The organism is Sediminibacterium sp. (assembly GCF_051860225.1).
Taxonomy (GTDB): domain Bacteria; phylum Bacteroidota; class Bacteroidia; order Chitinophagales; family Chitinophagaceae; genus Sediminibacterium.
Window position 1 is genome coordinate 1,331,751 of record NZ_JBHYEI010000001.1, and the last position, 24,581, is coordinate 1,356,331.

Annotated in this window: 21 protein-coding genes; 9 read left to right on the forward strand and 12 right to left on the reverse strand. The window is 36.2% G+C overall.

What is annotated here, in order from left to right:
- Positions 1-2 precede the first annotated feature (2 nt).
- Complete coding sequence (locus ACTIEI_RS05735; protein ID WP_439505327.1) at positions 3-1,055, reverse strand: quinone-dependent dihydroorotate dehydrogenase; 1,053 nt, start codon at positions 1,053-1,055, stop codon at positions 3-5.
- Between the two features lie 104 nt (positions 1,056-1,159).
- Here ACTIEI_RS05735 and ACTIEI_RS05740 point away from each other — a divergent pair, with 104 nt between their 5' ends.
- Positions 1,160-2,335, forward strand: a complete 1,176-nt coding sequence (locus ACTIEI_RS05740; protein ID WP_439505328.1) for an acetyl-CoA C-acyltransferase — start codon at positions 1,160-1,162, stop codon at positions 2,333-2,335.
- A gap of 10 nt (positions 2,336-2,345) precedes the next feature.
- A complete protein-coding gene (locus tag ACTIEI_RS05745; protein WP_439505329.1) occupies positions 2,346-3,200 on the forward strand; it encodes a universal stress protein in 855 nt (284 codons plus the stop codon).
- Here ACTIEI_RS05745 and ACTIEI_RS05750 read toward each other — a convergent pair.
- Positions 3,197-4,879 carry an NAD+ synthase gene (locus ACTIEI_RS05750; RefSeq protein ID WP_439505330.1) on the reverse strand — a complete coding sequence of 561 codons (1,683 nt, stop codon included), beginning with the start codon at positions 4,877-4,879 and terminating at the stop codon, positions 3,197-3,199. The two genes, ACTIEI_RS05745 and ACTIEI_RS05750, sit on opposite strands and share 4 nt — an antisense overlap.
- A 57-nt stretch (positions 4,880-4,936) precedes the next feature.
- On the opposite strand from ACTIEI_RS05750, the gene ACTIEI_RS05755 reads away from it, so the two are divergent.
- Positions 4,937-5,941, forward strand: a complete 1,005-nt coding sequence (locus ACTIEI_RS05755; protein WP_439505331.1) for a hypothetical protein — start codon at positions 4,937-4,939, stop codon at positions 5,939-5,941.
- Here the strand turns inward: ACTIEI_RS05755 and apaG are convergent.
- Positions 5,938-6,324: a Co2+/Mg2+ efflux protein ApaG gene (gene apaG / locus ACTIEI_RS05760; protein WP_439505332.1), complete on the reverse strand. Its 387-nt coding sequence runs from the start codon at positions 6,322-6,324 to the stop codon at positions 5,938-5,940. The two genes, ACTIEI_RS05755 and apaG, sit on opposite strands and share 4 nt — an antisense overlap.
- 133 nt (positions 6,325-6,457) lie before the next feature.
- Here apaG and ACTIEI_RS05765 point away from each other — a divergent pair, with 133 nt between their 5' ends.
- On the forward strand, positions 6,458-7,912 hold the full coding sequence (locus ACTIEI_RS05765) for an NADP-dependent isocitrate dehydrogenase (RefSeq protein ID WP_439505333.1): 1,455 nt from the start codon (positions 6,458-6,460) through the stop codon (positions 7,910-7,912).
- A 51-nt stretch (positions 7,913-7,963) separates the two neighbouring features.
- On the forward strand, positions 7,964-9,625 hold the full coding sequence (locus tag ACTIEI_RS05770) for a pyruvate dehydrogenase complex dihydrolipoamide acetyltransferase (RefSeq protein ID WP_439505334.1): 1,662 nt from the start codon (positions 7,964-7,966) through the stop codon (positions 9,623-9,625).
- Positions 9,626-9,732: 107 nt separating this feature from the next.
- On the opposite strand, the gene ACTIEI_RS05775 is transcribed toward ACTIEI_RS05770, so the two are convergent.
- The 6 genes from ACTIEI_RS05775 to ACTIEI_RS05800 form a co-directional block, all read right to left on the reverse strand.
- A complete protein-coding gene (locus ACTIEI_RS05775) occupies positions 9,733-12,141 on the reverse strand; it encodes a zinc-dependent metalloprotease (RefSeq protein WP_439505335.1) in 2,409 nt (802 codons plus the stop codon).
- A 94-nt stretch (positions 12,142-12,235) separates the two neighbouring features.
- Positions 12,236-12,775 carry a hypothetical protein gene (locus ACTIEI_RS05780; protein WP_439505336.1) on the reverse strand — a complete coding sequence of 180 codons (540 nt, stop codon included), beginning with the start codon at positions 12,773-12,775 and terminating at the stop codon, positions 12,236-12,238.
- An 82-nt stretch (positions 12,776-12,857) separates the two neighbouring features.
- Positions 12,858-13,202 carry a translation initiation factor gene (locus tag ACTIEI_RS05785; protein WP_439505337.1) on the reverse strand — a complete coding sequence of 115 codons (345 nt, stop codon included), beginning with the start codon at positions 13,200-13,202 and terminating at the stop codon, positions 12,858-12,860.
- Positions 13,199-15,106, reverse strand: a complete 1,908-nt coding sequence (locus ACTIEI_RS05790) for a tetratricopeptide repeat-containing sensor histidine kinase (RefSeq protein ID WP_439505338.1) — start codon at positions 15,104-15,106, stop codon at positions 13,199-13,201. Before ACTIEI_RS05790 ends, ACTIEI_RS05785 begins: the two co-directional genes overlap by 4 nt.
- A 69-nt stretch (positions 15,107-15,175) precedes the next feature.
- A complete protein-coding gene (gene nadC, locus ACTIEI_RS05795) occupies positions 15,176-16,039 on the reverse strand; it encodes a carboxylating nicotinate-nucleotide diphosphorylase (RefSeq protein ID WP_439505339.1) in 864 nt (287 codons plus the stop codon).
- A 9-nt stretch (positions 16,040-16,048) separates the two neighbouring features.
- Positions 16,049-16,432, reverse strand: a complete 384-nt coding sequence (locus ACTIEI_RS05800) for a DUF4783 domain-containing protein (protein WP_439505340.1) — start codon at positions 16,430-16,432, stop codon at positions 16,049-16,051.
- A gap of 110 nt (positions 16,433-16,542) precedes the next feature.
- On the opposite strand from ACTIEI_RS05800, the gene gpmI reads away from it, so the two are divergent.
- The 4 genes from gpmI (at position 16,543) to yihA (ending at position 21,507) form a co-directional block, all read left to right on the forward strand.
- A complete protein-coding gene (gpmI, locus tag ACTIEI_RS05805) occupies positions 16,543-18,066 on the forward strand; it encodes a 2,3-bisphosphoglycerate-independent phosphoglycerate mutase (protein WP_439505341.1) in 1,524 nt (507 codons plus the stop codon).
- A gap of 10 nt (positions 18,067-18,076) precedes the next feature.
- The gene (locus ACTIEI_RS05810; protein ID WP_439505342.1) at positions 18,077-18,565 is read left to right on the forward strand and encodes a heme-binding domain-containing protein; all 489 of its coding nucleotides are present in this window, start codon (positions 18,077-18,079) and stop codon (positions 18,563-18,565) included.
- A 36-nt stretch (positions 18,566-18,601) separates the two neighbouring features.
- On the forward strand, positions 18,602-20,809 hold the full coding sequence (locus ACTIEI_RS05815; RefSeq protein WP_439505343.1) for a TonB-dependent receptor plug domain-containing protein: 2,208 nt from the start codon (positions 18,602-18,604) through the stop codon (positions 20,807-20,809).
- 71 nt (positions 20,810-20,880) lie between these two features.
- Positions 20,881-21,507 (forward strand): ribosome biogenesis GTP-binding protein YihA/YsxC, encoded by a 627-nt coding sequence (yihA, locus tag ACTIEI_RS05820; protein ID WP_439505344.1) that lies wholly within the window; start codon positions 20,881-20,883, stop codon positions 21,505-21,507.
- Here yihA and ACTIEI_RS05825 read toward each other — a convergent pair.
- From ACTIEI_RS05825 to ACTIEI_RS05835, 3 genes are all read right to left on the reverse strand, one after another.
- Positions 21,496-22,770 carry an anthranilate synthase component I family protein gene (locus ACTIEI_RS05825; protein WP_439505345.1) on the reverse strand — a complete coding sequence of 425 codons (1,275 nt, stop codon included), beginning with the start codon at positions 22,768-22,770 and terminating at the stop codon, positions 21,496-21,498. The genes yihA and ACTIEI_RS05825 overlap by 12 nt on opposite strands.
- A gap of 14 nt (positions 22,771-22,784) precedes the next feature.
- On the reverse strand, positions 22,785-23,231 hold the full coding sequence (locus ACTIEI_RS05830) for a hypothetical protein (protein ID WP_439505346.1): 447 nt from the start codon (positions 23,229-23,231) through the stop codon (positions 22,785-22,787).
- A gap of 86 nt (positions 23,232-23,317) precedes the next feature.
- On the reverse strand, positions 23,318-24,580 hold the full coding sequence (locus tag ACTIEI_RS05835; protein WP_439505347.1) for an adenylosuccinate synthase: 1,263 nt from the start codon (positions 24,578-24,580) through the stop codon (positions 23,318-23,320).
- Position 24,581: the final 1 nt, after the last annotated feature.

Sequence of the window (24,581 nt, forward strand, 5' to 3'; positions counted from 1 at the left end):
AATTATTTATTTTCTGACAAGTAAGTACAAATATTTTTTACGATTGCAGGTCCTTCATAAACAAAGCCTGTCCAAACTTGCACTAAAGAAGCACCTGCAATCATTTTTTCTTTGGCATCTTCCCCTGTAAAAATTCCACCACTTGCAATAATTGGAACTTTACCTTGGGTTTGACTTGAAATATATTGAACAATTTCTGTAGATCTTTTCTGAACTGGCTTTCCGCTCAATCCCCCCATACCAATTGACTCACTTAAGGCTGCAGATGTTGCTGATAAATTTGACCTGTCTAAAGTAGTATTGGTTGCTACCAATCCACTCAAGTTCATGGATAAGGATAATTCAACAATATCATCTAGCTGCTCTTTCGTAAGGTCTGGTGCAATTTTTAATAAGAGTGGTTTGGGATTTGATTTGCCTGCATTATGGTGTTGTAATTCACTGAAGATTTTCGTGAGTGCATCTTTTTCTTGTAAAGCCCTTAATCCTGGTGTATTAGGTGAACTCACATTTACCACAAAATAATCTACCTGATCATGCAATTCATTAAAGCAAATACAATAATCTTTCCAAGCATCCTCATTGGGTGTAATTTTATTCTTACCAATATTACCGCCTATTATTAAATCTCCCTTCGATTTTCCTCTGCTGTTCCAATTAATTAAGCGTTCTTTTACGGCAGCAACGCCATCATTATTGAATCCCATTCTATTAATTAACGCCTTGTCTGCTGGTAGTCTAAATAGTCTTGGTAAATCATTACCAGGCTGACCTTTTGGAGTAACTGTGCCTATTTCAACAAATCCAAAGCCTAAGCTTTCTAATTCATGTAAATAAGCTGCATTTTTATCGAACCCTGCTCCTAAACCTACCGGGTTTTTAAAATGCAAGCCCATTACTTCTTTTTGCAAATTAGTGGCCTTGTACTGAAATAGGTTTTTAAGTATGGTGTCACCCAAACCTATTGAACTGGCTATTCTTAAACAGTTCATAGAAAAATAATGCACTTTCTCTGGGGCTGCCTTAAATAGTATATTTCTTAATAGTGGATACAAAGTCAAAAATTTTTGCGAAAATACCTCTAAAGACTGATTTAAAATTTAGTTGCATAAACAACTTTTAATCATTTTTACTACATTTGAATGATTAAATCAAGTTTATGCAAGAAGCCTATATAGTAGCGGGATATAGAACCGCAGTTACTAAAAGTAAAAAAGGTGGATTCCGTTTTTTTAGACCCGATGATCTAGCTGTAGAAGTAATCAAAGGACTAATGGCATCCGTACCACAGCTAGACTCGAAATTAGTGGATGATGTAATTGTAGGGAATGCGGTGCCTGAAGCAGAACAAGGGTTACAGTTTGGTAGAATCATTGCAGCAAAAGCATTGGGTATTGAAGTGGCAGGTATCACCATTAATAGATATTGTGCAAGTGGATTGGAAAGTATAGCAACCGCAACCGCTAAAATTAGGTCGGGGATGGCTGAGTGTATTATAGCTGGTGGAACGGAAAGTATGAGTATGGTTCCAACGGCTGGATGGAAGACAGTGCCTTCTTATTCAATTGCCAAAGATGAACCAGACTATTATTTAAGTATGGGATTAACAGCAGAGGCGGTTGCAAAAGAGTTTAATATATCAAGAGAAGATCAGGATGCTTTTGCTTATGCTTCCCATATGAAAGCTAAAACAGCAATCGAAAACGGATATTTTAAATCGGGAATTCTACCTATTACTGTTGAGGAAACTTATCTTAATGAAAAAGGGAAAAAAGCGGTTAGATCATATGTGGTAGACACAGATGAAGGATTAAGAGCAGATACTACAGTTGAAGGCCTTTCTAAATTAAAAGCAGCTTTTGCAGTAGGGGGAAGTGTAACCGCTGGTAATTCCTCGCAAACTAGTGATGGTGCAGCTTTTGCATTAGTCATGAGCGAGAGTATGATGTTGTCATTGGGTTTAACCCCAATTGGAAGATTGGTGAATTGTGCGTCCGCAGGGGTTCATCCTAGAATCATGGGAATTGGTCCAGTTGCTGCTATACCAAAGGTTTTGAAGCAAGCAGGAATGAATATAGGCGATATTGATTTGTTTGAATTAAATGAAGCATTTGCCTCTCAGTCGCTTGCTGTAATTAGGGAGTTAGGGTTAGATAGAACAAAAGTGAATATCAATGGTGGTGCAATTGCATTAGGACATCCTTTAGGATGCACTGGTTGCAAATTAACCGTTCAGCTACTAAATGATATGAAGCGCTTGAATAAAAAATATGGTATGGTAACTGCCTGTGTGGGGGGTGGTCAAGGTATTGCGGGTATCATCGAAAATCTGTAAATTTAGGTCTATGAAAACCATCATTGTACCTACCGACTTTTCGTCTACTGCCAGTAATGCTGCTGATTATGCTGTTCATTTTGCTCAACAAGTAAAAGCGGAACGAATTATTTTATTGCATGCTTATGAAATACCCGTTGCAATAGATCCAATGATGCCTGGAATTCAAATTCCTGAAATAGACAGTTTTAGAGAATCTGCAGAAAATAGATTGCTTCAGTTTAGAGCTAATTTAATCTCAAAATATGTTGATACTGGAATTGTATTTGATGTACTTGCAGTTTATGGATCTATTCTTTCTGCATTAGAAGATTATGCAGAGAAAAATCCAATAGAATTAGTGGTAATGGGAATTACTGGTGGCGGTGCTTTAGCCGAAACCCTGATTGGTAGTAATACAGTGCATATTGCGGAACATAGTCATATTCCTTTGATTATTGTACCTGCCAAGTCTAGCTTTAAGCCAATCCAAAAATTACTATTTGCATGCGATTTTAATAATGCAGAGAAATATATGCCTGTTGATCAAATTGCCTCAATGCAAGCATTAACTGGTGCTGCTTTAATGGTTTTTAATGTTGAAGCAGAACCAGATGAATTTGAACAGACATTCCCTGGAACAGTTATGGGCGAGAGCTTTGCAGTGCATACTGTCTTACAAAAATTAAACCCTAGCTATCACTTTTCACACGAAGAAAATTTTGTGAACGGGATTAACCAATTTGTAGATGAACAACAAGTTGATTTAGTCATCACCGTGCCCAAAGAACATAATTTCTTTGCTCAATTATTTTCTTCTAGTCATACCAAAAAGTTAGCTTTTCATAGCCATGTTCCCATTTTGGTATTAAGTAAAAATAATTAGCTTAAATATTTACCAACAATTGGCATTCTTCTTCCAACGCCAAATGCTTTGGGTGAAATACGAATAATCGGGCAAAATTGATTGCGCTTATATTCGTTATTATTCACCATTTTGATGGTACGGTCTACTAAGGCAGTATCGAATCCTTGTGCTTTAATATTATCTGGGCTTTGTCTTTTCTCGATATATTGATACAATAATTTATCAAGTACCCCGTAGTCTGGTAAACTATCACTGTCTTTTTGATTAGGTCTTAGTTCTGCACTAGGGGGCTTGTTAATGATATTGTGCGGAATAATTTCTCTTGATCGGTTGATATATCTGGCTAATTCATACACTTGTAATTTATAACAATCACCTAGTACGCCAAGCCCCCCTGCCATATCACCATACAAGGTTCCATAACCAGTGGCTAATTCACTTTTATTAGATGTGTTTAGTAATACGTATCCAAACTTATTGGCAATAGCCATTAATATATTGCCTCTGCTTCTACTTTGAATATTTTCTTCGGCTAATGAAAAAGGTAGGTCATTAAATAGAGGGTTTAATGTTTCCAAAAAACTTTGGTATACCTGGTCAATTCTAACAATATCGTATGGATTATTCAAGTTATTGCTAAGTGCAATTGCATCATTAACAGAGTGATCAGTTGAGTAAGGAGATGGCATTAAAATGGCTCTTACCTTTTCTGCCCCTAGTGCCTCACAGGCAATGGCTAATGTTACAGCGGAATCAATCCCCCCAGAAGAACCTAGAATTGCTTTGGTGAAACCCATTTTCCCAAAATAATCTTTAATGCCAGATACCAATGCTTGGTATACTTGTTCAATATTTAATTGTGGATCAAGGGTTGCCGGATTTAATTCTTTTTCCGGTATTCTGCTAGCAGGTTCTAAAATGGGGCCATTAATGAATCCATCATCATTTAATTCAACCCAGTCTAATGCTTCTTCAAACATTGGGAAGGCTTTCATTAAATTGGCTTCTTTGTCAAAAACCAAGGATGCCCCATCAAATACGATTTCTGTTTGACTTCCTACTGCATTGCAGTAAAATAATGGAATTTTATATTTTAAAACATTTGATTTAATGACTGCCTTTCGGTCTTCGTCATGTGTGTAGTCAAATGGGGATGCGCTTAAATTGAGCATGATATCTGGATTGAATTTCATCAATTCATCCATAGGGCAGATTCGATAAAGCGGGTTGTCTCCTAAATTCCATATGTCTTCGCAAATAGTTACTGCCAGCTTTTTGCCTTTAAATTCAATGATATTCCACTCGTATGCAGGTTCAAAATAACGATATTCGTCAAACACATCATAAGTTGGTAATAATGTTTTGTGAACTACAGCTTTTATTTCTTTTTCATATAAAAAATAGGCAGCATTAAATAAGTCCTTGCCTTTTAAATGTTTGTTTTTTACCGGACTTCCAATTAATACGCCAATAGAATCGGCATGGGCTTTAATGGTATTGACTGCAACATTGCATTGTTCAATAAAATCTTCAAATTCAACAAAATCTCTGGCAGGATATCCGGATACAGTCATTTCACTAAAAAGGATTAAGTCTCCACCTGCTGCTTTAGCAGTTTCAATGGCTTCAATTATCTTTTTGGTGTTTAACTCAAAATTGCCAATATGATAGTTTTGTTGTGCTATGAATATTTTCATGGCACAAATTTCATCAATTTAACAACATGATTGCAATCCTTTCCGTTAATTCGTTCTATGAATACACGGATGCTTGCTTTATTTTTATCGATATTATTGTTTGCGTGCAATACCAATGATAAAGCTCCTGACGTTTCTGGAATAAAAATTCAGTTGCAAGAACAGCACTTCGAAGAGGATTTTTTTACAATGGATACCCTTCAGTTGGAAGCTTCTTTGGCTGCATTGGACAAAAAATATCCAGGATTTACTACGGTGTTTTTGTCAAATATTCTTGCACTTATGCCACAATCAGAATTGGAAGATTTAAAGAATTTCATTCGGGTATATCAACCATTTTATAAGCAGTATGCGGCTATTTTTAATGAGCAAAAAAAACAAGCCAAAGAAATCAAGACAGGTTTACAGTATGTTAAAAATTATTTTCCATCTTATGTTTTACCTACTAAACTAATTAGTTTTATTGGTCCTGTTAATAGCTTTGGTTGTATTCTCACTGAAGATGCAATTGCTGTTGGAGCGCAATTGTTTATGGGTAAAGACCACCCAATCTATACAAGTGCGGAGGGGTTGGCCATGTATCCTGCCTATATTTCTAGAAAATTTGAACCCGCTTATATACCAGTGAGCGCAATGAACAATATTATTTTGGACATGTATCCTGAACAGTTATCTGGTAAACCTTTGATTGCCCAAATGATTGAACTAGGAAAGCGGATTTATGTGTTAGACCATTTGCTCCCCCAGCTTTCTGACACATTAATTACAGGTTATTCTGATAAACAATTGGAAGCTTGTTTGGGTAATGAAAAAAATATCTGGAGTTTTTTTATCCAGAACGATCTTTTGTATAAAGCAGATCCTCAATTAGTGAGGGAATATATTTCTGAAGGTCCTTTTACTCAAGCATTTGGTAAAGAATCCCCTGGAAAGATTGGTCTTTTTATTGGGTGGCAAATCGTAAAGAAATGGATGAAGAAAAATAGTGATTTGTCTTTTGATTCACTTATGAAGAAAGACCCTGTTCAACTATTTGAGGAATCAAGATACAAGCCCGGTTAATTCATTTTTGCTGGGGCAATCAAGTCAAAAGAGGGGATGGGTACATTAAAATTTTGCTTAGTATATTGATTTTGCAAAGTATAATTACCCTGCATTCTACCCATTTCTGTTTTTAAATTACAACCGCTTACATACGTGTATTGTTCTCCTGGAGCTAGAATTGGTTGAACGCCTACTACTCCTTCTCCTTCTACTTCTCTATGTTCGGCATTGCTGTCAAAAATAAACCAATGCCTCCTTAAGAGTTGAACCGTAAACTTGTTGTGGTTTTCTATGGTGATTCGGTAAGCAAACATAAATTCTCCTTTCAACGGATTGCTGTAATCGGACTGGTAGAAGACTTCTACAGTGATTTCAATACCTGCTGAAATTTTAGAAACCATAGATATAAAGATTGGTCATTGTAAATGTAGGTAAATTAACATTCTATAAAGGTAATTTCATCAAATATTCGTGTGAATAATTGCTTAAAATGGTTGAATCGGCTGTACTTTTGCAGCACAAAAAAAGACGATTATGACTAAAATTGCCGTAGCTAAAGGAGATGGAATTGGTCCAGAAATCATGGACTCAGTTTTATCCATATTTGATGCCGCTAAAGTACCCTTAACGTATGAAGTAGTTGATATGGGTAAATGGGTATTCGACAAAGGATACAGTAATGGGATGACTCCTGAAGCACAGCAAACCATCGAGTCGTTAGGTATTCTTTTTAAAGGGCCTATGGAAACGCCTAAAGGGAAAGGAGTAAAGAGTGTAAACGTAACTGCACGTAAAACTTGGAACACTTATGCCAATAAAAGAACTTTTCAGTCATTGCATGGGGTAGATACGGTATTTAGCAAAGCAGGTATTCCTATTGATATCACTATAGTTAGAGAAAATATTGAAGATACTTATGGTGGTATTGAGCATATGCTTACCAACGATGTGGCTTTAAGTAGAAGATTTATCACTCGTCCTGGTAGTATGCAAGTGATTCGTTATGCGTTTGAAATGGCTAAAAAGAAGGGCTGCAAAAGAATTACTTGTGGTCACAAGGCTAATATTATGAAGCTAACGGATGGTTTATTTTTAGAAGTGTTTTATGAAATTGCAAAAGAATATCCTGAGTTAAAAGCAGATGATGTAATTGTAGATGATTTATGCATGAAGTTGGTTAGCAAGCCTGATCTTTTTGATGTGGTGGTATTAACCAATTTACAAGGTGATATAGTCAGTGATTTATGTGCTGGTTTAGTAGGTGGCTTAGGTTTTGCCCCTTCTGCAAATATTGGAGATCATATTTCTATTTTTGAAGCAGTTCATGGAACAGCTCCAGATATAGCTGGTAAAAACATCGCAAATCCTACTGCTTTATTATTAAGTGGTATTGGGATGTTGCGTCATTTAGGTTTAATGCAATCTGCATCTATGATTGAGAATGCATTATTATATACCCTAGAAAGCGGTAAGCATACAGGGGACTTTGGTGAAAAAGGAACGCCATCACTTAATACAACTGAGTTTGCTAATGCTATCATTGCCAATTTTGGTCAAAAACCCGCTCATAATCCTAAGCCAGACATGCAGGATGTTTCTGTAACTCCTACCATTTTTGCCTTAGAGAATAATCCAATGCTAGAAACAAATGATACTAATAATGAATTCATTGTTGGGGTTGATATGTTTATAGAGAGCAATGAACAGCCTACTATAGTAGCGGAAAAATGTTTAAAACATACATTAGATTTGTTTAAGTTAGTTACTATAAGTAACAGAGGTACGCAGGTTTGGCCTAAAGGTTCCGTATACACTAATCTAGTGAATCAATACCGTTGTAGGTTTGAAAGTGTGGGCGATATCCCCCTTACACAGATTGATATTATTGAGCTCTATAAAAGACTTACGGCTGATTTTAAGGTTTGTTCTACTGAGATATTGAACATGTGGGGAGATAAAAAAGCCTATAGTCTTGCACAGGGGCAATAATTGAGTTGATTTTTAACGTAATTTCACGGCTCATTTAAAGCATATAGAACAATGGCTGAAGTGATTTTGATGCCCCGATTGAGTGATACCATGACCGAAGGGGTAATTGCCGCCTGGCATAAAAGAGTGGGTGATACAGTTCAGAAGGGAGACTTACTGGCTGAAATTGAGACGGATAAAGCTACCATGGAACTTGAAAGTTACCAGGATGGCGTCCTTCTTCATATAGGAACTCCTGATGGGGGAAAATTGCAGGTGAACGATTTATTAGCCATTTTTGGTAAACCAGGGGAAGATATAACCGAATTAGTTAAAATACATGGTGGTGCTGGTGCCATTGCGCCAATTCCTACTGCTGAGTCTGTGGTTTCCCCAGTTGTGGAGCCTGCTGTGTCTTCGGCAGTTTCAATCCCTACGAATGTAGCCCCTACAACTGATTTTGCTTCTATGGAAGAAGTAGTATTAATGCCTCGATTAAGCGATACAATGACGGAAGGGGTGATTGCTTCATGGCAAAAAAATGTGGGAGATATTGTTAAAAAAGGAGAAGTACTAGCTGATATAGAAACCGATAAAGCTACCATGGAACTGGAAAGTTACAAGGATGGTATTTTATTGTATCAAGGGGCTAAAGCGGGTGAGAAAATATTGGTAAACGACTTATTATGTATTATTGGCAAGGATGGATTGGATGTTGCTACAATTGTTAATGGCTTAAAAGCCGGCGCTAGTGCAGTTTCTACACCAGTTGCTGAAACGACTCCTGCAGCTCCAACAACGCCCTTAGTTGCTGCTGCGCCTATTGTTGAACAAGCTGTTGTAAATAGTGGTAGAATTTTTGCATCTCCCTTAGCAAAAAGAATTGCTGCCGAAAAAGGCATTGATTTAAAATATGTAAAGGGTTCAGGGGATAATGGTAGAATTACCAAGATTGATATTGACCAATATACTCCTGCTGTAACTCAGGCTGCAACAGCGGCTCCTGCAGCCAAATCTGCAGCCCCAGTAGTAAGTAATTCAGTAGCAGGTCAAGTAAGCTTTACTGATGTTCCTGTTTCTCAAATGCGTAAAGTAATTGCGAAGCGTTTAAGCGAAAGTTTATTTACTGCGCCACATTTCTACTTAACCATGCAAATTGATATGGATGCGGCAATTGCAGCAAGAACCAAAATCAATGAAGTAGCTTCTGTTAAAGTAAGTTTCAACGACTTGGTAGTTAAAGCAACTGCAATGGCTTTGAAAAAGCATCCAAAAATTAATAGCAGTTGGATGGGCGATTTTATTCGGTACAACGACCATATTAATATTGGCGTAGCAGTTGCGGTAGATGAGGGTTTATTGGTACCTGTTGTTCGTTTTGCAGATGGAAAATCATTGAGCCAAATTGGTGCTGAAGTAAAAGACTTTGCACAAAGGGCAAAAGATAAAAAATTACAACCATCCGATTGGGAAGGAAGCACATTCACTATTTCTAACTTAGGTATGTTTGGTATTGATCAATTCACTGCTATCATTAATCCGCCTGATGCTTGTATTTTAGCAGTGGGTGGTATTTCACAAGAACCGGTAGTGAAGAATGGTCAAGTTGTTCCTGGAAATATTATGAAGCTAACGTTAAGCTGCGACCACCGTGTAGTGGATGGTGCAACTGGAGCTGCATTCTTACAAACTTTGAAACAATTGCTAGAAGAGCCGGTTAGAATGCTTGTATAATTTTGCGAAAATATATTCAGTGTGTCGCTATATTAATAGGAGACATTCGGAAAATAAAAAACCTCACGTTTAGTGAGGTTTTTTATTTTGGAAAAAGAGCCAATATATTAGTGATCCCAATCACATCCGATGGGTGCTCCAGGGGGAATCTCTTTATGTTCTGGTAAACTGATTTCTTTGGGGTTGTTTATCCGCTCTATGGAATATCCAAAATGCGCAATATCTGTTCCGACTTTTACCATACTCTCTGCATACTTTTTCAATAATGCTAAACGGTTATAACAGATGGATTGAACTGCATAATTCGCTTGCTCATTTTGACTTAATGCTAATAGCCAAGTTAATACCATTTGTTGGGTTTGTTTCTGCACTTCTCTTGCTAAACCCTTTTCTGGTGTGGCTTTCCAAGTAGCATTAATAATTGCATCTAGTACGTCATCCCAACCTGGGGTACCAGCCATTGCTTTCAATTGTACTAAACGATTCGCGCGCTCTGCATTAAATAAAAAGGATAATTCAAAATGAGAAAGTGCTTCCGCAGCTGCCAATGGATCAAAACTCATTCCTGTTCTTTTTGGAAAAACTTCTCCAACTCCATTGTACATTGGTGGTCTGGGAGGGATCATTTGTACAATTCTATTGGGCAATGTTAATACACTTGGAGAGAGTGTTTTAAGCATCGCATTCAAGGCTTTAAGTTGAGTTGCTGCAGGCAAAACAGTCGGTTGAACCTGTTTGTCTCCTCTAACATTGTAACTATAATACATGCCTCCAATTAATTTACTCACCGCTTCCGCTTGATAGCGATGATAATTGTACACAGGCACCAAAACATCTTCTAAAGTACTCATTGGCGTATTGGGGCGGATAGCCGCTTCAGAAAACTGGTCCAATGCTTTTTGCCTAACTGCTAATACATTGTTGAGTTCTGTAACTGGATTGCTATCGTTATCCCATAAATGGGCATCTGGATGAAATCCACTCACAGCTCTGGCATCTGCATCAGCAATGAATAATAAACCTTTCTGTTGATTTTCTTCTAATAGTTTATTCAGTGCAGCAGTTTCGTCAGTGCCATTGGGGAAATGACTATAACCATACATAATAGCACGTTTATCCCATTCTCCAATTTCATTCGTATAAACTTTACTAAAATCGATGGCTCCTTTTGCATTAATAAAAACAGCAGGGTGCGGATAATCCATTACCGATGCACGATTGTTTACACTAGATGCGTAGTTGTGCTGTAAGCCAAGTGTATGGCCTATTTCGTGAGCAGACAATTGTCTTAGTCTTTGCAAAGCTGCTTCTTTCATAGTTGTAGGAACGGGCTTTCCTGTTTCATAAGGAGAAAGTAATCCAGTAAAAATTAAATAGTCTTGTCTAACCCTTAATGACCCCAGCGTTACTTGACCTTTAATAATTTCTCCTGTGCGGGGATCGGTAACTGATGCTCCATAACTCCAACCCCTGGTAGATCGATGCACCCAATTAATCATATTGTAACGAATGTCCATTGGATCTGCAGAATCGGGCAATACTTTCACAATAAATGCATTTTTAAACCCGGCTGCTTCATAAGCCTGGTTCCACCATTTAGCCCCATCTAATAGGGCAGAACGAATAGGTTCAGGAGTGCCATTGTCTAGATAGTATACAATTGGCTTTACGGGTTCACTTATTGCAGCAGCAGGATCTTTTTTAAACAAGCGATGTTTGGCTATCACCATTTGTTGAATGGGCTCAGTAAAATCACTACTGTAATCATAATAGGTTTTCCCAAAATAACCACTTCTGATATCATATTTACGCGGCTTAAATTGATTGTCGGGTAACTGTACAAATGAGTGATGCATTCTTACTGTAATCGCTTCTGTTGAAGGACTAACCGCTCTCACCAATCTGCCTGCATCTGCCCCACCCACAAAACTAATCATTGCTTCAAACTCTGAATTCAACGGAAAGTTTCTAGTATTGTTGATGTAGATGGCAGACCTAGCTTCATTAAAAGTATAACTTCCTTGACGCATGCTTCTAATTTTATCTGCAACACCGTGCGCGTCTCTAATTAAAAATGAATTTAAATCTACTAGATAAGTTCCGTTTTCTTCTGCTTCAATATTAAATGATGCAATGGCTGATGATGCAAATGATTCTGCTACTGCTTTCTGTTCTTGTATATCATTTGCACTAGCTCTATAATCGTAGTTGGGTTGTATGAGTAATAATTTTTTACCTACTTTATGAAAATAGACAATGCGTGTGTTCCCTATTTGTCCTCTGTCTAGCCCAATATCATTGGATCCTAGGCCTGCAGGTAAGCTATTGACGTATAGAAATTCTGTGTTTAATTGGGTTACTAATAACCAAATTTTCCCGTTATTGGCATCGTACCAAAAGGGGAAAAAACCATCCATTTTTTTCATGGATTTTGTTCTTTCTGCAATGCTTCCTATATTCTGGGCATGAACAGCAATAGCAAAAAAACAAATAAAAAGAAAGCTCCATTTTTTCATAAGCATTATATTAAAATCGTTGGAATGAATACAAAATAAAAGACCCTGCTCTTATAAAATAAAAACAGGGCCATATTATTTAGACTGTTAAAACTTAATCGTTGTTTTCTGAACTAGGTGTTTCAGGAGTAAATAGCGTAGGAGCTTCTACTACAACTGTTTCGGCAACTGGCATTTCTGGAGCTACAGTCGCTTCAGGTGCTGCTACAGGAGCTACTTTCTTAACTGGTTTTTTAACTGGTGCTACTTTTTTTGCAGGAGCGGCTTTTTTAGGAGCTACTTTTTTTGCTGGGGCGGCTTTTTTCGCAGGTGCAGCTTTTTTAGCAGGAGCAGCTTTTTTAGGAGCTACTTTTTTTGCTGGAACGGCCTTTTTTACAGCTTTTTTGGGAGCGGCTTTTTTAGCAGGAGCAGCTTTTTTAGGAGCTACTTTTTTAGCTGCTTTTTTTGCTGGTGCTGCTTTTTTTGGAGCAGCTTTTTTAACTGCTTTTTTAGGGGCCGCTTTTTTGGCTGCTTTTTTAGGAGCAGCTTTTTTTGCTGGAGCAGCTTTTTTAACCGCTTTTTTAGGGGCTACTTTTTTGGCTGCTTTTTTAGGAGCTGCTTTTTTAGCGGCTTTCTTTTTACTTGCTTTTGCCATGATGGTATTAGTTTGAATGAAAAGTTTTAGAAAGACAGTAAGTTAGAATATTTTTTTCAATATAATTTAATTTCATTCTAGCCTATTTTTTTTTGCTTTTGATATAGCCGTTTTTTTGTAACCAAAGCAACACTTTGTCTCGCTGATCCCCTTGCACAATAGCCTCTCCATCTTTAGCACTACCGCCTGTTCCGCAGAAATTCTTTAATTGTTTGGCAAGCAATTCAAGATCATTTTCCGTACCCACAAATCCAGTGATTAAGGTCACTGTTTTTCCTCCTCTTTGCTTTTTGTCTAATTGTATTACCAAATTTTGCTTGGCAGGTTCTAAGGTTACTAATGCCTCGTCTTCTGATCTTTTAAATTGAAAATTGGGATCTGTGCTGTAAACAAAACCAGCCTGATCCGCTATATTTTTCTTATTCATGCGCTTGTTTTTGAAAGAATAAGCGAAAATACAGTACCCCTTCCAATTTCGCTGTTGACTTTTATACTCCAATTATTAATAGCAGCATATTCTGCACAAATTAATAGACCAAGTCCGGTTCCTTTTTCTTTTTGAGTTCCTAGCGTTGTAAAATGGGTTTTAAGTTGAAACAATCGATTTACTTGATCGGGGTTCATACCAATACCGTTGTCTTCAATACAAATGGCTATTTGGTCATTTTCCATTTTACTGAATAACTTAATTGTTCCTTTTTCATTGGTAAACTTTATCCCATTTAAAATTATATTTCTAATAATTACATCAAAATGTTGTGGGTCGGCTTTGAATTTTAAAGTTGATTCAATCTCATTAATGATGGTAATTTTCTTTTGTTCCGCAAGGCCAGTTAATAGAGCTATAGAAATGCCAGCCTGTTTTTGAAGGTTAATCTCTTTTAAATCTGGCTGCGCAACCCCATTCATTTGAGATCTTGACCAAATCAATAAATTATCTAAGACGTAGTTTAAATTTTGTAATTGTTTTGATAAATTATTTTTCAGTTCTTGATAGGTTTCATGATCTAATGTTTCTGGATCAAGCATGGGTAATACTGCATTTAAAGAAGCAATGGGAGATCGTAAATCATGAGAAATAATAGAGAATACCTTGTCTTTTAATAAGATTGTTTCTTCTAATTCTTTTTTCTGAGACCTTAACAAAAGGTTGGTTGCTGTTTTGTATTTGTTTTTTCTCCAAATAACGAACGTCATTAAAATAATCACAACCAATGTAATCAGTAATGAAAAATTTAATAAGGTCTTTTTTTGGTTTGAAGCTATTTGTTGTTCTTTTTCATGCTTCAGTTGATTGATTTCAGTTTCCTTTTTCTCTGCCTCAAATTCTGCTTGCATTTCGGCTAATTTGGAACGGCTTCTTTCTTGATACAAAGAATCATTTAATTGACTTACCCGTTTTTGAACTTTGTACGCCTCTTGGTAATTCCCAATTCCTTCATATGCATCAGCTAGTAAGCTATAAATTAATGCTGTTTCAGATTTAGCCCCCATAATAATTCCTAAGTCTCGGGCTTTTTCTAGATAAAGCATAGATTCGGCATATTTCTTTTCATTGTTTAACACTCGGCCAATCCGGTACAAAGCGGTTAGCTGCATTTGTATACTATTGGCTTTTTTAGCATTGTAAAATGAACGTTCAAAAAGCGATATTGCGCTATCTTTCATTTTTCTTATTTCTGCCAAGTCACCCGCATTTCTGTATGCAAATGCAATAAGATAGTAGTCTTTTAGTTTTTGATTGAAAGAGATTGCTTTTGCAGTGTAAATTTTTGCACTGTCTAATAAATTTCCTCTGATAAATGTAAACGAAAGGTTATTCAATGCTCTTCCAATACTTTTTTGGTCTTGTAACTGACTGTGCAAGGCTAGGTCTTTTAAAAAAAAGTCTATTGATTTTTGTATGTTTCCTTGTGAATTATATACAGATGCAAGACATCTATAAGAGGATGCTAATTGTGGTAAATTTTGAATAGAGTCATTCCATTTTAAAGCCTTTGTACTATACTCAAAGGCGGCTGAGAAATCACCTTTTCGGTATTTGATCCAAGCTAAATTATTAAGTGCTTTGCCTTTTTCTTTTGGAAGATTTATTTTTTCTGATTCAATCAATGCCCTATTTGCGAAGTCAGTAGCTAAATGGGTATTTTTATCTGCTAATTGTTCTCCAAGTGTATTTAAGAATTGAATGCGCTCAATCGCAGAACCTTTTTTTGCAATCAGGTTTTCAATACTGTCTTTTGCAAAAGATTGTGCGGATAAATTGGATATAGTGCAGAAAAAGATTTTAATCCATACAAGAATTAAAATCTTTTTATATTCATTTTTCATGAATAAGTTTATGTAAGCAAAATACTAAAAAAGTAAACCAGATTTGGTGTATTTTATGAATGTGGCGTTTTATTTCATGAACGAGGCTTTTAAGCTTAAATCGATACTTTGAGCTTGATGAATTAAGCCTCCCACACTAACAAAGTCAACACCTGTTTGAGCATATTCTTGAATATTAGATTGATTAATACCGCCGCTAGCTTCTGTCTCTATTTTACCATTAATTAATTCTAGCGCTTCAGCCACTAAATCCGGACTAAAGTTGTCTAACATTATCCTGTCCACTTTATCGATCGCATAATTACAAATCAACTTAACGTCAGCTATATTTCTAGTCTCCACTTCAATTTTCAGTGGATTTTTTAGTTGACTAGAATATTCAAAGGCTTTGTTTACGGCTTTTAAAATACCACCACAATAATCGATATGATTATCTTTTAGCATAATCATATCGTATAATCCAAAACGATGATTGATGCCTCCGCCAATTTTGACTGCTTCTTTTTCAAGTAATCTAAAATTAGGGGTCGTTTTTCTAGTATCTAAAAGTTTGGTATGATACCCTTTTAACAAGTATACATAACTAGCTGTTAAAGTGGCGATGCCACTCATTCTTTGCATACAATTTAAAACCAACCTTTCTCCTTTTAAAATTGTATGGACTGAAGCGGTAATTTCAAAAGCAATTTCACCAGGTTGTACAAGGTCTCCATCTTTTAAAAATGCGGTAAAAGAACTCTCCCGTTCAATTTGATTAAAAATCTTTTTTGCAACTTCCACTCCCGCAAGTATACCCCCTTCTTTTACTTTGAGTATTGCTTTACCTTTTTGAGAAGGAGGAATACAGCTTAATGTAGAATGATCTCCATTGCCAATATCTTCTATTAACGCATGATTAACTAGCTGCGATAAGGCCAAATCAAATGAATTCATAAATGCTTTTTAGCTAATTCTCATAGTGATAATATAAAGCGTCCCGTTCTTTTGTTTTAGCTGAACAGTAATGCTGTAACTTTTACCTGATGTAGTTAATTTGCCTAGTATATAAACTAAATTCCCCTTGCCGCCATCGGATACTTTTTCAAACCCCTTAATGTTATTTTCAGAATAGAATAATTTTAAGGCCATAGCTGCTTGATTCTTACTCATATTCTTTACTTCATCTTTGTCTAACAACTTAAGGTCTACATAGTCATCTAAATAGGTCGTAATCAAATCTGGGTTGGCAGTTCTCAACGCTCGTACCACCATATCCGTTTCAGATTGAGCATTGGCGTTGACAAAGCCAGCTAACATAAAACAAATGCTCATGATCCAGTGCTTCATAAAATCCATTTTAGCTTAAAAGTGCTATAATCATGCCAAAAATGGGCATTTTTACCGATTTGATAAATGTACATCCAAAAGCTGAATGAGAAATAAGTTAACTTTAACGCATGAGTAAAAAAGTAATATTAATCATCATGGATGGCTGGGGTTTAGGGCAAGTTAAATCTGCAGATGCCATCCAAAATGCCAATGTTCCCTTTGTGAGTAGCTTATACTCCACTTATCCGAATTCAACCTTAACAACCTGTGGAGAGCAAGTGGGCTTACCCGATGGTCAGATGGGTAACAGCGAAGTTGGTCATTTAAATTTAGGAGCTGGTAGAATAGTTTATCAAGAATTACAAAGAATTAATGTTGCCGTTAAAGATGGTTCTTTAGCAGCAAATCCTGTATTAATTAATGCGATCAATCAGGCAAAGCAAACAGGTAAAAATCTTCATTTACTTGGCTTAGTAAGTGATGGTGGAGTTCATTCGCATACCAATCATTTAAAATCGATTTGTTCAATCTGTCATGATCAAGGATTGCAAAATGTTTATGTACATGCATTTACTGATGGAAGAGATACAGACCCCAAAAGCGGATTAGGTTATATTAAAGAGGTAGAATCGCATCTTAAAAATACAGTTGGAACTATTGCAACAGTGAGTGGTCGATATTATGCAATGGATAGAGATAAGCGATGGGAGCGAGTGGCATTAGCCTATCACTGTTTGGTAAATGCAAAAGGTAATAAAGCCTTCAGTGCATCGGAAGCTATACTAGAAAGTTACAACCAAGGGATAACAGACGAATTTATTTTACCTACTGTAATAACTCATCCAGATGGAAAACCAATAGCGCAAATTGCTGAGGGGGATATTGTTATTGCTTTTAATTTCAGAACGGATCGTTGTAGAGAAATCACTGAAGTACTTACCCAGAAAGCTTTTCCTGAGCAAAATATGCACCCATTGAATTTGCATTACACTACCATGACTATGTATGACCAAACATTTAAAGGGGTGAATGTAATTTTTGAAAATGATAATTTAACCAATACAATTGGGGAAGTGCTATCAGCTCATGGAAAAAAACAAATTAGGATAGCAGAAACCGAAAAATATCCCCATGTGACTTTCTTCTTTAGTGGCGGACGGGAAGAGCCATTTATAGGCGAATCTCGAATCATGGCCCCATCTCCAAAAGTAGCTACTTATGATTTAGAACCTGAAATGAGTGCTGTAGAAATAACGGAAAAAATTTTGCCAGAAATTGCTGCTGAATCGGCCGACTTTATTTGTTTAAATTTTGCCAATGCAGATATGGTAGGTCATACGGGTGTTTTTGAAGCGGTTGTAAAAGCAGTTGAAACAGTTGATAAATGTGTTTCAAAGATTGTGACATTGGCTATAGAACATGGGTATACTGTTTTTTTAACTGCGGATCATGGAAATGCCGATTACATTATTAATGAGGACGGAACTCCTAATACAGCCCATACACTCAATCCAGTCCCATTATTTGTCATAGATAAATCATGGAGAGGAGCGCTTCAGTCAGGTAAATTAGCTGATATAGCACCTACTATTTTAACTTTTATGGGAATACCTATACCAACCCAAATGACCGGAAAAATATTAACTAACTAAAATATAACCAATGTTAAAAAAAGTGCTCGTAGGATTATTTGTTGTTTTACTTGTTCTGCAAGCTTTTAGGCCTGTAAAGAATAATGCAGCCAACAAAGAAAATGATATTAGTACATTGTATCCTGTACCAGAAAATGTTGAACAAATTTTGACAAAGGCTTGCAATGATTGTCATAGTAATAATACTGTCTATCCTTGGTATGCCGAAGTTCAGCCAATTGCTTGGTGGTTAGATGACCATGTAAAAGATGGGAAAAAACACCTGAATTTTAATGAATTTGCTTCATACAGATTGGCAAAGCAGTACCATAAGCTAGAAGAAGTTTTTGATGAAGTTAAAGGAGGTGAAATGCCATTAGAATCTTATACTGTTGTACATAGGGATGCAAAACTTACCGAAGAAGAAAAAAGTATTTTAATGGATTGGTCTGTTGCAGTAAGAGATAGTATGAAAGCACGTTTCCCTGCTGATAGTTTAATCCTAAAGAAGACTAAATAGCCTCAATAGGTTATTATTTTAAAGGTTGATGATTGCATGTGTAGAAAGAAATTGATTTTAAGCTTGGTATTGATGGCTAGTGCCTTGGGTATTAAAGCCCAACAAAGTGATACAGCGAAAGTTAGTACAAAGCTCTTGGACGATGTTGTTGTTTATTCTAGCCGTTTTGCAGAGAAATTTAAACGAGTGGCTCAAACAATTGATGTGTTAAAAACTCGGGAGCAGCTTAATTTTCAACTCAATACAGCGGATGCTCTAATTAATTCAGGGAAGTTATTTGTACAAAAGAGTCAGCAAGGTGGGGGGAGTCCTGTAATTAGAGGATTCGAAGCCAGTAGAATTTTAATGGTAGTAGATGGAGTTAGAATGAATAATGCCATTTACCGTGCCGGTCATTTGCAAAATATCATTACCATTGATAATATGGTTTTAGACCGTATGGAAATTTTATATGGCCCATCTTCTACGTTGTTTGGTAGCGATGCATTAGGAGGAGTGATTAGTTTAACAACCAAAGACCCTATTTTATCTAATAATAATAAAACCCAATTTTCTGGCTCAGCTACACTTCGTTATTCTAGTGCTATGCAAGAAAATAGAGGAAATTTTCAGTTAAATATTGGAGGAAAACAATGGGCTTCATTCACTTCTGTTAGTTATGGAAGTTTTGGCGATTTAATTCAGGGTAGTAAAAGGAGTACAGCATATCCCAATTTTGGAAAAAGAAATGTTTATGTTGAAAGGTTGGGAAATATGGATATAGTAGTACCTAATGCTAACCCTAATAAGCAAATAGGCTCTGGCTATAAGCAAATAGATATTACACAAAAAATTCTGTACCAAGCAAATGAAAAAGTACAGCATATATTGAATCTGCAGTTTTCTAATACCAATGATATTCCTCGTTATGATCGACTATCAGAAATGAGCGGCGCTGCTCCTGTTTTTGCAGAATGGTACTATGGGCCGCAAATTAGAAATATGGCTGCTTATCATTTAACCGCTAAAGAACAAGATGGTTTTTTTAAAGACATTAAGATAACTGCGAGTTTTCAGGATATTGAAGAGAGTAGAATTACCAGAAGATTCCAAAATAACAATAAAGATTTTAGGTGGGAAAGGGTACATATTTTTGGGTTGAACATAGACGCTAAACATTATTATGGCAAGCACGAACTGCATTTAGGTGCAGAATCGTATAGTAACTTTGTGAGGTCTACTGCCGAACGAGTAAATATTGTTTCTGGTAATAAAAGCCGCATTACCACTAGGTATTCAGATGGCCCTACTTCAATGGGGACGCATGCATTATTTGCTCAACATACTTTTAAAATTTCAGACCACTTAACCATTAATGATGGATTGAGATTTAATTTAGTTCAATTAAATGCCCAGTTTGTAGATACGGCATTAACTCGATTCCCATTTACAAAAGCGAGGCAGAGCAACCAAGCGCTAACGGGAAATATTGGGATAGTATATGCTTCCAAAAATAATTTAAGATCTGCCTTGGTATTTAGCACAGGTTTTAGGTCTCCGAATGTTGATGATTTGGCTAAAGTATTTGATTCAAGAACTGGATTGGTGGTAGTACCTAATACGAATATAAGACCAGAATACACTTATAATATAGAATTGAATCTTAATAAATACGGTTCCGTATTTAGTTATGGTGCTGGCGTTTTTTATACTTCGTTTAATAATGCCTTGGTGTTAGATCGCTACTCATTTAATGGCCAAGACAGTATAATGTATAATGGGGTAAAAAGTGGCGTCTATGCATTACAAAACAAAGCAATGGCCAGATTATACGGGTTAACGTTAAACGCTTCAATTCAATTTGCCAAAACACTAACAGCAGAAGGCGTGATTAATTTAACCAAAGGTCAGTTTAGGGATGCAATTAATGGAAGAACCCCATTAGATCATATACCTCCAACACATGGGAGGTTTATTATAAAACACCAAGGGGTTAATTGGAATGCTGACCTTTCAGTATTATTTAACGGTTGGAAAAGATTGGTTGATTATAATCCCAACGGTGAAGATAATCTTCAATATGCTACTCCAGATGGAATGCCTTCCTGGTATACTTTAAACTTTAGATCTTCTTTTAATTTGAAAAAGCAAGTTCAGTTGCAGGTTGCTGTTGAAAATATCTTGGACCGTAATTATCGATATTTTGCTAGTGGTATTTCTGCTGCCGGAAGAAATTTATCAATCACTTTGAGGGCAGCTTTTTAAATAGAAACTAAAATTTATTTCTTAGCCCCTGCCAAATCATTAAAGGTGGGGGCTTTTGTTTAAATTGCAGGATGGAAATCAAAAAAGCGGTTTACGTTATCTCAAATGCTGATTATAAAGCTTGTCCAGCCCCAGACAGACCTGAATTTGCTTTCATTGGCAGAAGTAATGTAGGAAAGTCTTCTTTGATTAATATGTTGTGCAAGAATAATAAGTTGGCTAAAACATCTTCTGCTCCAGGGAAAACACAATTGATTAATCATTTTGAAATTGAAAGCAATAATAAGTCTAATCAAGGGTTTAAGAAATGGTATTTAGTAGATTTACCTGGATATGGCTTTGCTAAAGTAGCCCAAAGTAGTAGAAGAAGATGGGAGCAAATGATTGAAAATTATTTGCGTAAACGAGAAAATCTGGTAAATGTATTTGTGCTCATTGACAGTAGACATAAGCCTCAAAAAATTGACTTAGAATTCATTAGTCAACTAGATAAATGGCAGATTCCATTTAGTTTGGTATTCACTAAAACTGATAAAGAAAAACCTGCAGTGGTGGCTAATAATATTCAAGTATTTTTTGACACACTTAGAAGTACTTGGCAATTTTTACCACAACATTTTGTAACCAGTGCCGAAAAGCATCAGGGTAGAGAAGAAATTTTAGCTTTTATTCAATTGAAAAATGAATCAGTTGCCTAAAACAGTCTCCATTGCTTTAGCTTTTAGTAAGCACTCTTCGTATTCTTGAACTGGATCACTGTAAATGGTAATACCACTCCCAACTAAATAACTTAAATATTTATGTTGGGGATTATACAATAGACTTCTGATGACAACATTAAAATCGAAGTCTTTTTGAGGATTGATATATCCTACAGCTCCTGAAAATACTCCTCTTTGTATGGGCTCATACTGATGAATTAATTCCATTACTTTTTTCTTAGGAGCTCCCGTCATACTGCCCATTGGAAATCCTGTTTCAACCAACGCCTCCATACCAACGTCTTCTAAGAGTTGACCACTAATAGTCGAAATCATTTGATGAACTTGTGGGAAGCTATATATGCCATACAATTCATCAACCTGAACAGAACCTGCCTTACATACCCTGCTAAAATCGTTTCTAACAAGGTCTACCACCATTACGTTTTCACTTCTGTCTTTGCTACTATAGAATAATTCTTTTTTGAGTTGAATATCCATTTCTATATTGGACAGCTCTCTTTTTACAGTTCCTTTGATAGGTTGCGAAATAATTTTATTCCCTTGCTTTTTTAACCAACGTTCTGGGCTTGCGCAAATGAGATGAGATTCATGTTCTTTATAATAACAAGCAAATGGAGTAGGGGATATACTAGTCAGCTGGATATATAATAAAATAGGGTCAATTATCACATCTGTTGCATGAAACTCTTGACATAAATTAATTTCATAACAATCACCTTTTTGTATATGCGACAGTAATTTTTCTACAGTTGATAAATATTGATTTTTGCTGATGCTTGGGGTTGTTTTGATGGGACTAAATTTTTCCTTTTCTGTTTTTAAAGAAGTGATTTCTCCCAATATGTATTCTGGTTGCAAAGAATAACTCTCAATTACCAAAGAATGATTGGTGAGTGTTAATAGATGGTCTGGTCTAAAAAAAAATGCATCACTAAAACCAATTTGATCCTTTTTGTGTTGGCTATTGAGTTGATTTGCGTGGTAATCATACCCAAAATGACCGAATAACCAATCTTGATCGGTTTTATAAAAAGCATCAATTAAACTTGCTGTATTAGGTCCGCTAATACTTGCTATTTCACCAGCGGCAGCAATACACTCAATAGAATGGTGTTCGGAATCGTATTCGTGATTATCTAAAAAAGAGCAAACACTAAATTGATTAATCCAATAAAGTATTTGCTCTTTTATTTTAGGTAAATTCTTTACAGAAAAAACCTGTTTATTTCTTTTCAAAATAGTATCAACTTTTAAAAGTCGTCGTCTTCATCGTCGTCAAAGCCACCGCTTTTGTCGTTAAAAAGGTCAAACTCTTTAAAGTCTTCATCTACTTTAAAGTCGTCTTCTTCATCTTCTTTTTTCTTACCACCAGTTGCTTTTTTGCCTTTGCTTTTAGGCAAATCAAATTCTTCAAAATCGGGATCCCAACTGTCGTCATCTTCAGTTGCTTCCCAATCATCTGCTGTTTCGTCATCATCATCTAGGTCATCATCATCATCATCTGTGCTTTTTTTAGCAGATGATTTTGTGCCTACTTTTTTAGCACTAGACTTCACAATGGGTTCATCATCTTCTAAATCATCGTCTTCATCGTCATCTTCTTTCTTCTTTGATTTAGGAGATGGTTTACTTGCGGCTACTTTGGCCGGTACTTTTGGGGTTGAGGATTTCTTATCCTTATCAGACTTCGCTGCCATATTTCTAATAAGATTTAAAGCGTAAAATTTGTACGCAAAATTATATTAACCAAATAAATTTTTCAAGAGCAAATCAAATGCCAAAACTATAAGCAAACAATTTGCTCTCTTCCTGGTCCATTTGATACATATTTAACAGGTGCACCTACATAATTGTTGATGAAATCGATATAAGTATTCATCTCTGATGGTAATGCAGCTGCTTCTTTTATAATTGAAGTGTCTGTATTCCAACCTTTAAATGATTGAAGTACTGGACTAATTTTAGCTCTAGAGATTTGATAAGGTACTTCTTCAGTTACTTTACCATTTACCTCATAAGCAGTACATACTTCCAATTCCTTAAAACTATCTAATACATCGGCTTTAGTCATGATGATTTTAGTGACTCCATTAATCATACATGTATACTTTAAAGCAACCAAGTCTATCCAGCCACAACGTCTTGGTCTACCAGTGGTTGCTCCAAATTCACTTCCAATTCTTCTTAATTCTTCACCTGTTGCGTCTTCTAATTCAGTAGGGAATGGTCCACCGCCAACTCTGGTGCAATAAGCTTTTGAAACGCCCATTACATCATTTATTTTTTTAGGTGAAACCCCTAAGCCAGTGCATACCCCTGCCGAAATAGTATTAGATGAAGTCACAAATGGGAAAGTACCAAAATCGATGTCTAACATACTACCTTGTGCACCTTCTGCTAATACTTTTTTCCCTTTTGTTAACTGGTCATTTATAAAATATTCGCAATTAATTACATTCAACGTTTTTAAGAACTCTAAGGCTTCAAAAAACTCTTCTTCCCAAGCAGAAATATCTTCAATGAAATGAAAATTATCCAATAGTTTCTGATGCTTTAAGCGAAGCTTAATATATTGACTGGTAAAATTTTTGTCTAATAAATCGCCTACTCTTAATGCGTTCCTACCAGTTTTATCCATATAAGCTGGTCCGATTCCTTTTAACGTAGAACCAATCTTGCTCTCTCCCTTAGATAATTCAGAAGCTTTGTCTAAAGCCCTATGGGTAGGTATAATAATATTGGTGCGCTCCGAAATAAACAGGTTCTTTCTCACATCAATTCCATGCGCTGCAACTGCATCACACTCTCTCTTAAGGGTTACAGGGTCTAATACCACACCACCACCAATAATATTTACTTTGTCTTGGTGAAAAATTCCAGAAGGAATTTGGTGTAATACCATTTTTTTTCCTTCTACGTACAAAGTGTGGCCCGCGTTGGGACCTCCCTGAAAACGGGCTACGATATCATAATTGGGTGCAAAGTAATCTACTATTTTACCCTTTCCTTCATCGCCCCATTGTAAGCCTAATATTACGTCAACCATA

Coding starts and splice junctions, on each gene's coding strand:
- ACTIEI_RS05830 (WP_439505346.1), bottom strand. CDS start 23,231: ATGGCAGCGAAGTCTGATAAGGATAAGAAATCCTCAACCCCAAAAGTA.
- apaG (WP_439505332.1), bottom strand. CDS start 6,324: ATGGTTTCTAAAATTTCAGCAGGTATTGAAATCACTGTAGAAGTCTTC.
- yihA (WP_439505344.1), top strand. CDS start 20,881: ATGGAAATCAAAAAAGCGGTTTACGTTATCTCAAATGCTGATTATAAA.
- ACTIEI_RS05835 (WP_439505347.1), bottom strand. CDS start 24,580: ATGGTTGACGTAATATTAGGCTTACAATGGGGCGATGAAGGAAAGGGT.
- ACTIEI_RS05790 (WP_439505338.1), bottom strand. CDS start 15,106: ATGAAAAATGAATATAAAAAGATTTTAATTCTTGTATGGATTAAAATC.
- ACTIEI_RS05765 (WP_439505333.1), top strand. CDS start 6,458: ATGACTAAAATTGCCGTAGCTAAAGGAGATGGAATTGGTCCAGAAATC.
- ACTIEI_RS05750 (WP_439505330.1), bottom strand. CDS start 4,879: ATGAAAATATTCATAGCACAACAAAACTATCATATTGGCAATTTTGAG.
- ACTIEI_RS05745 (WP_439505329.1), top strand. CDS start 2,346: ATGAAAACCATCATTGTACCTACCGACTTTTCGTCTACTGCCAGTAAT.
- ACTIEI_RS05740 (WP_439505328.1), top strand. CDS start 1,160: ATGCAAGAAGCCTATATAGTAGCGGGATATAGAACCGCAGTTACTAAA.
- nadC (WP_439505339.1), bottom strand. CDS start 16,039: ATGAATTCATTTGATTTGGCCTTATCGCAGCTAGTTAATCATGCGTTA.
- gpmI (WP_439505341.1), top strand. CDS start 16,543: ATGAGTAAAAAAGTAATATTAATCATCATGGATGGCTGGGGTTTAGGG.
- ACTIEI_RS05755 (WP_439505331.1), top strand. CDS start 4,937: ATGAATACACGGATGCTTGCTTTATTTTTATCGATATTATTGTTTGCG.
- ACTIEI_RS05770 (WP_439505334.1), top strand. CDS start 7,964: ATGGCTGAAGTGATTTTGATGCCCCGATTGAGTGATACCATGACCGAA.
- ACTIEI_RS05785 (WP_439505337.1), bottom strand. CDS start 13,202: ATGAATAAGAAAAATATAGCGGATCAGGCTGGTTTTGTTTACAGCACA.
- ACTIEI_RS05800 (WP_439505340.1), bottom strand. CDS start 16,432: ATGAAGCACTGGATCATGAGCATTTGTTTTATGTTAGCTGGCTTTGTC.
- ACTIEI_RS05815 (WP_439505343.1), top strand. CDS start 18,602: ATGTGTAGAAAGAAATTGATTTTAAGCTTGGTATTGATGGCTAGTGCC.
- ACTIEI_RS05810 (WP_439505342.1), top strand. CDS start 18,077: ATGTTAAAAAAAGTGCTCGTAGGATTATTTGTTGTTTTACTTGTTCTG.
- ACTIEI_RS05780 (WP_439505336.1), bottom strand. CDS start 12,775: ATGGCAAAAGCAAGTAAAAAGAAAGCCGCTAAAAAAGCAGCTCCTAAA.
- ACTIEI_RS05775 (WP_439505335.1), bottom strand. CDS start 12,141: ATGAAAAAATGGAGCTTTCTTTTTATTTGTTTTTTTGCTATTGCTGTT.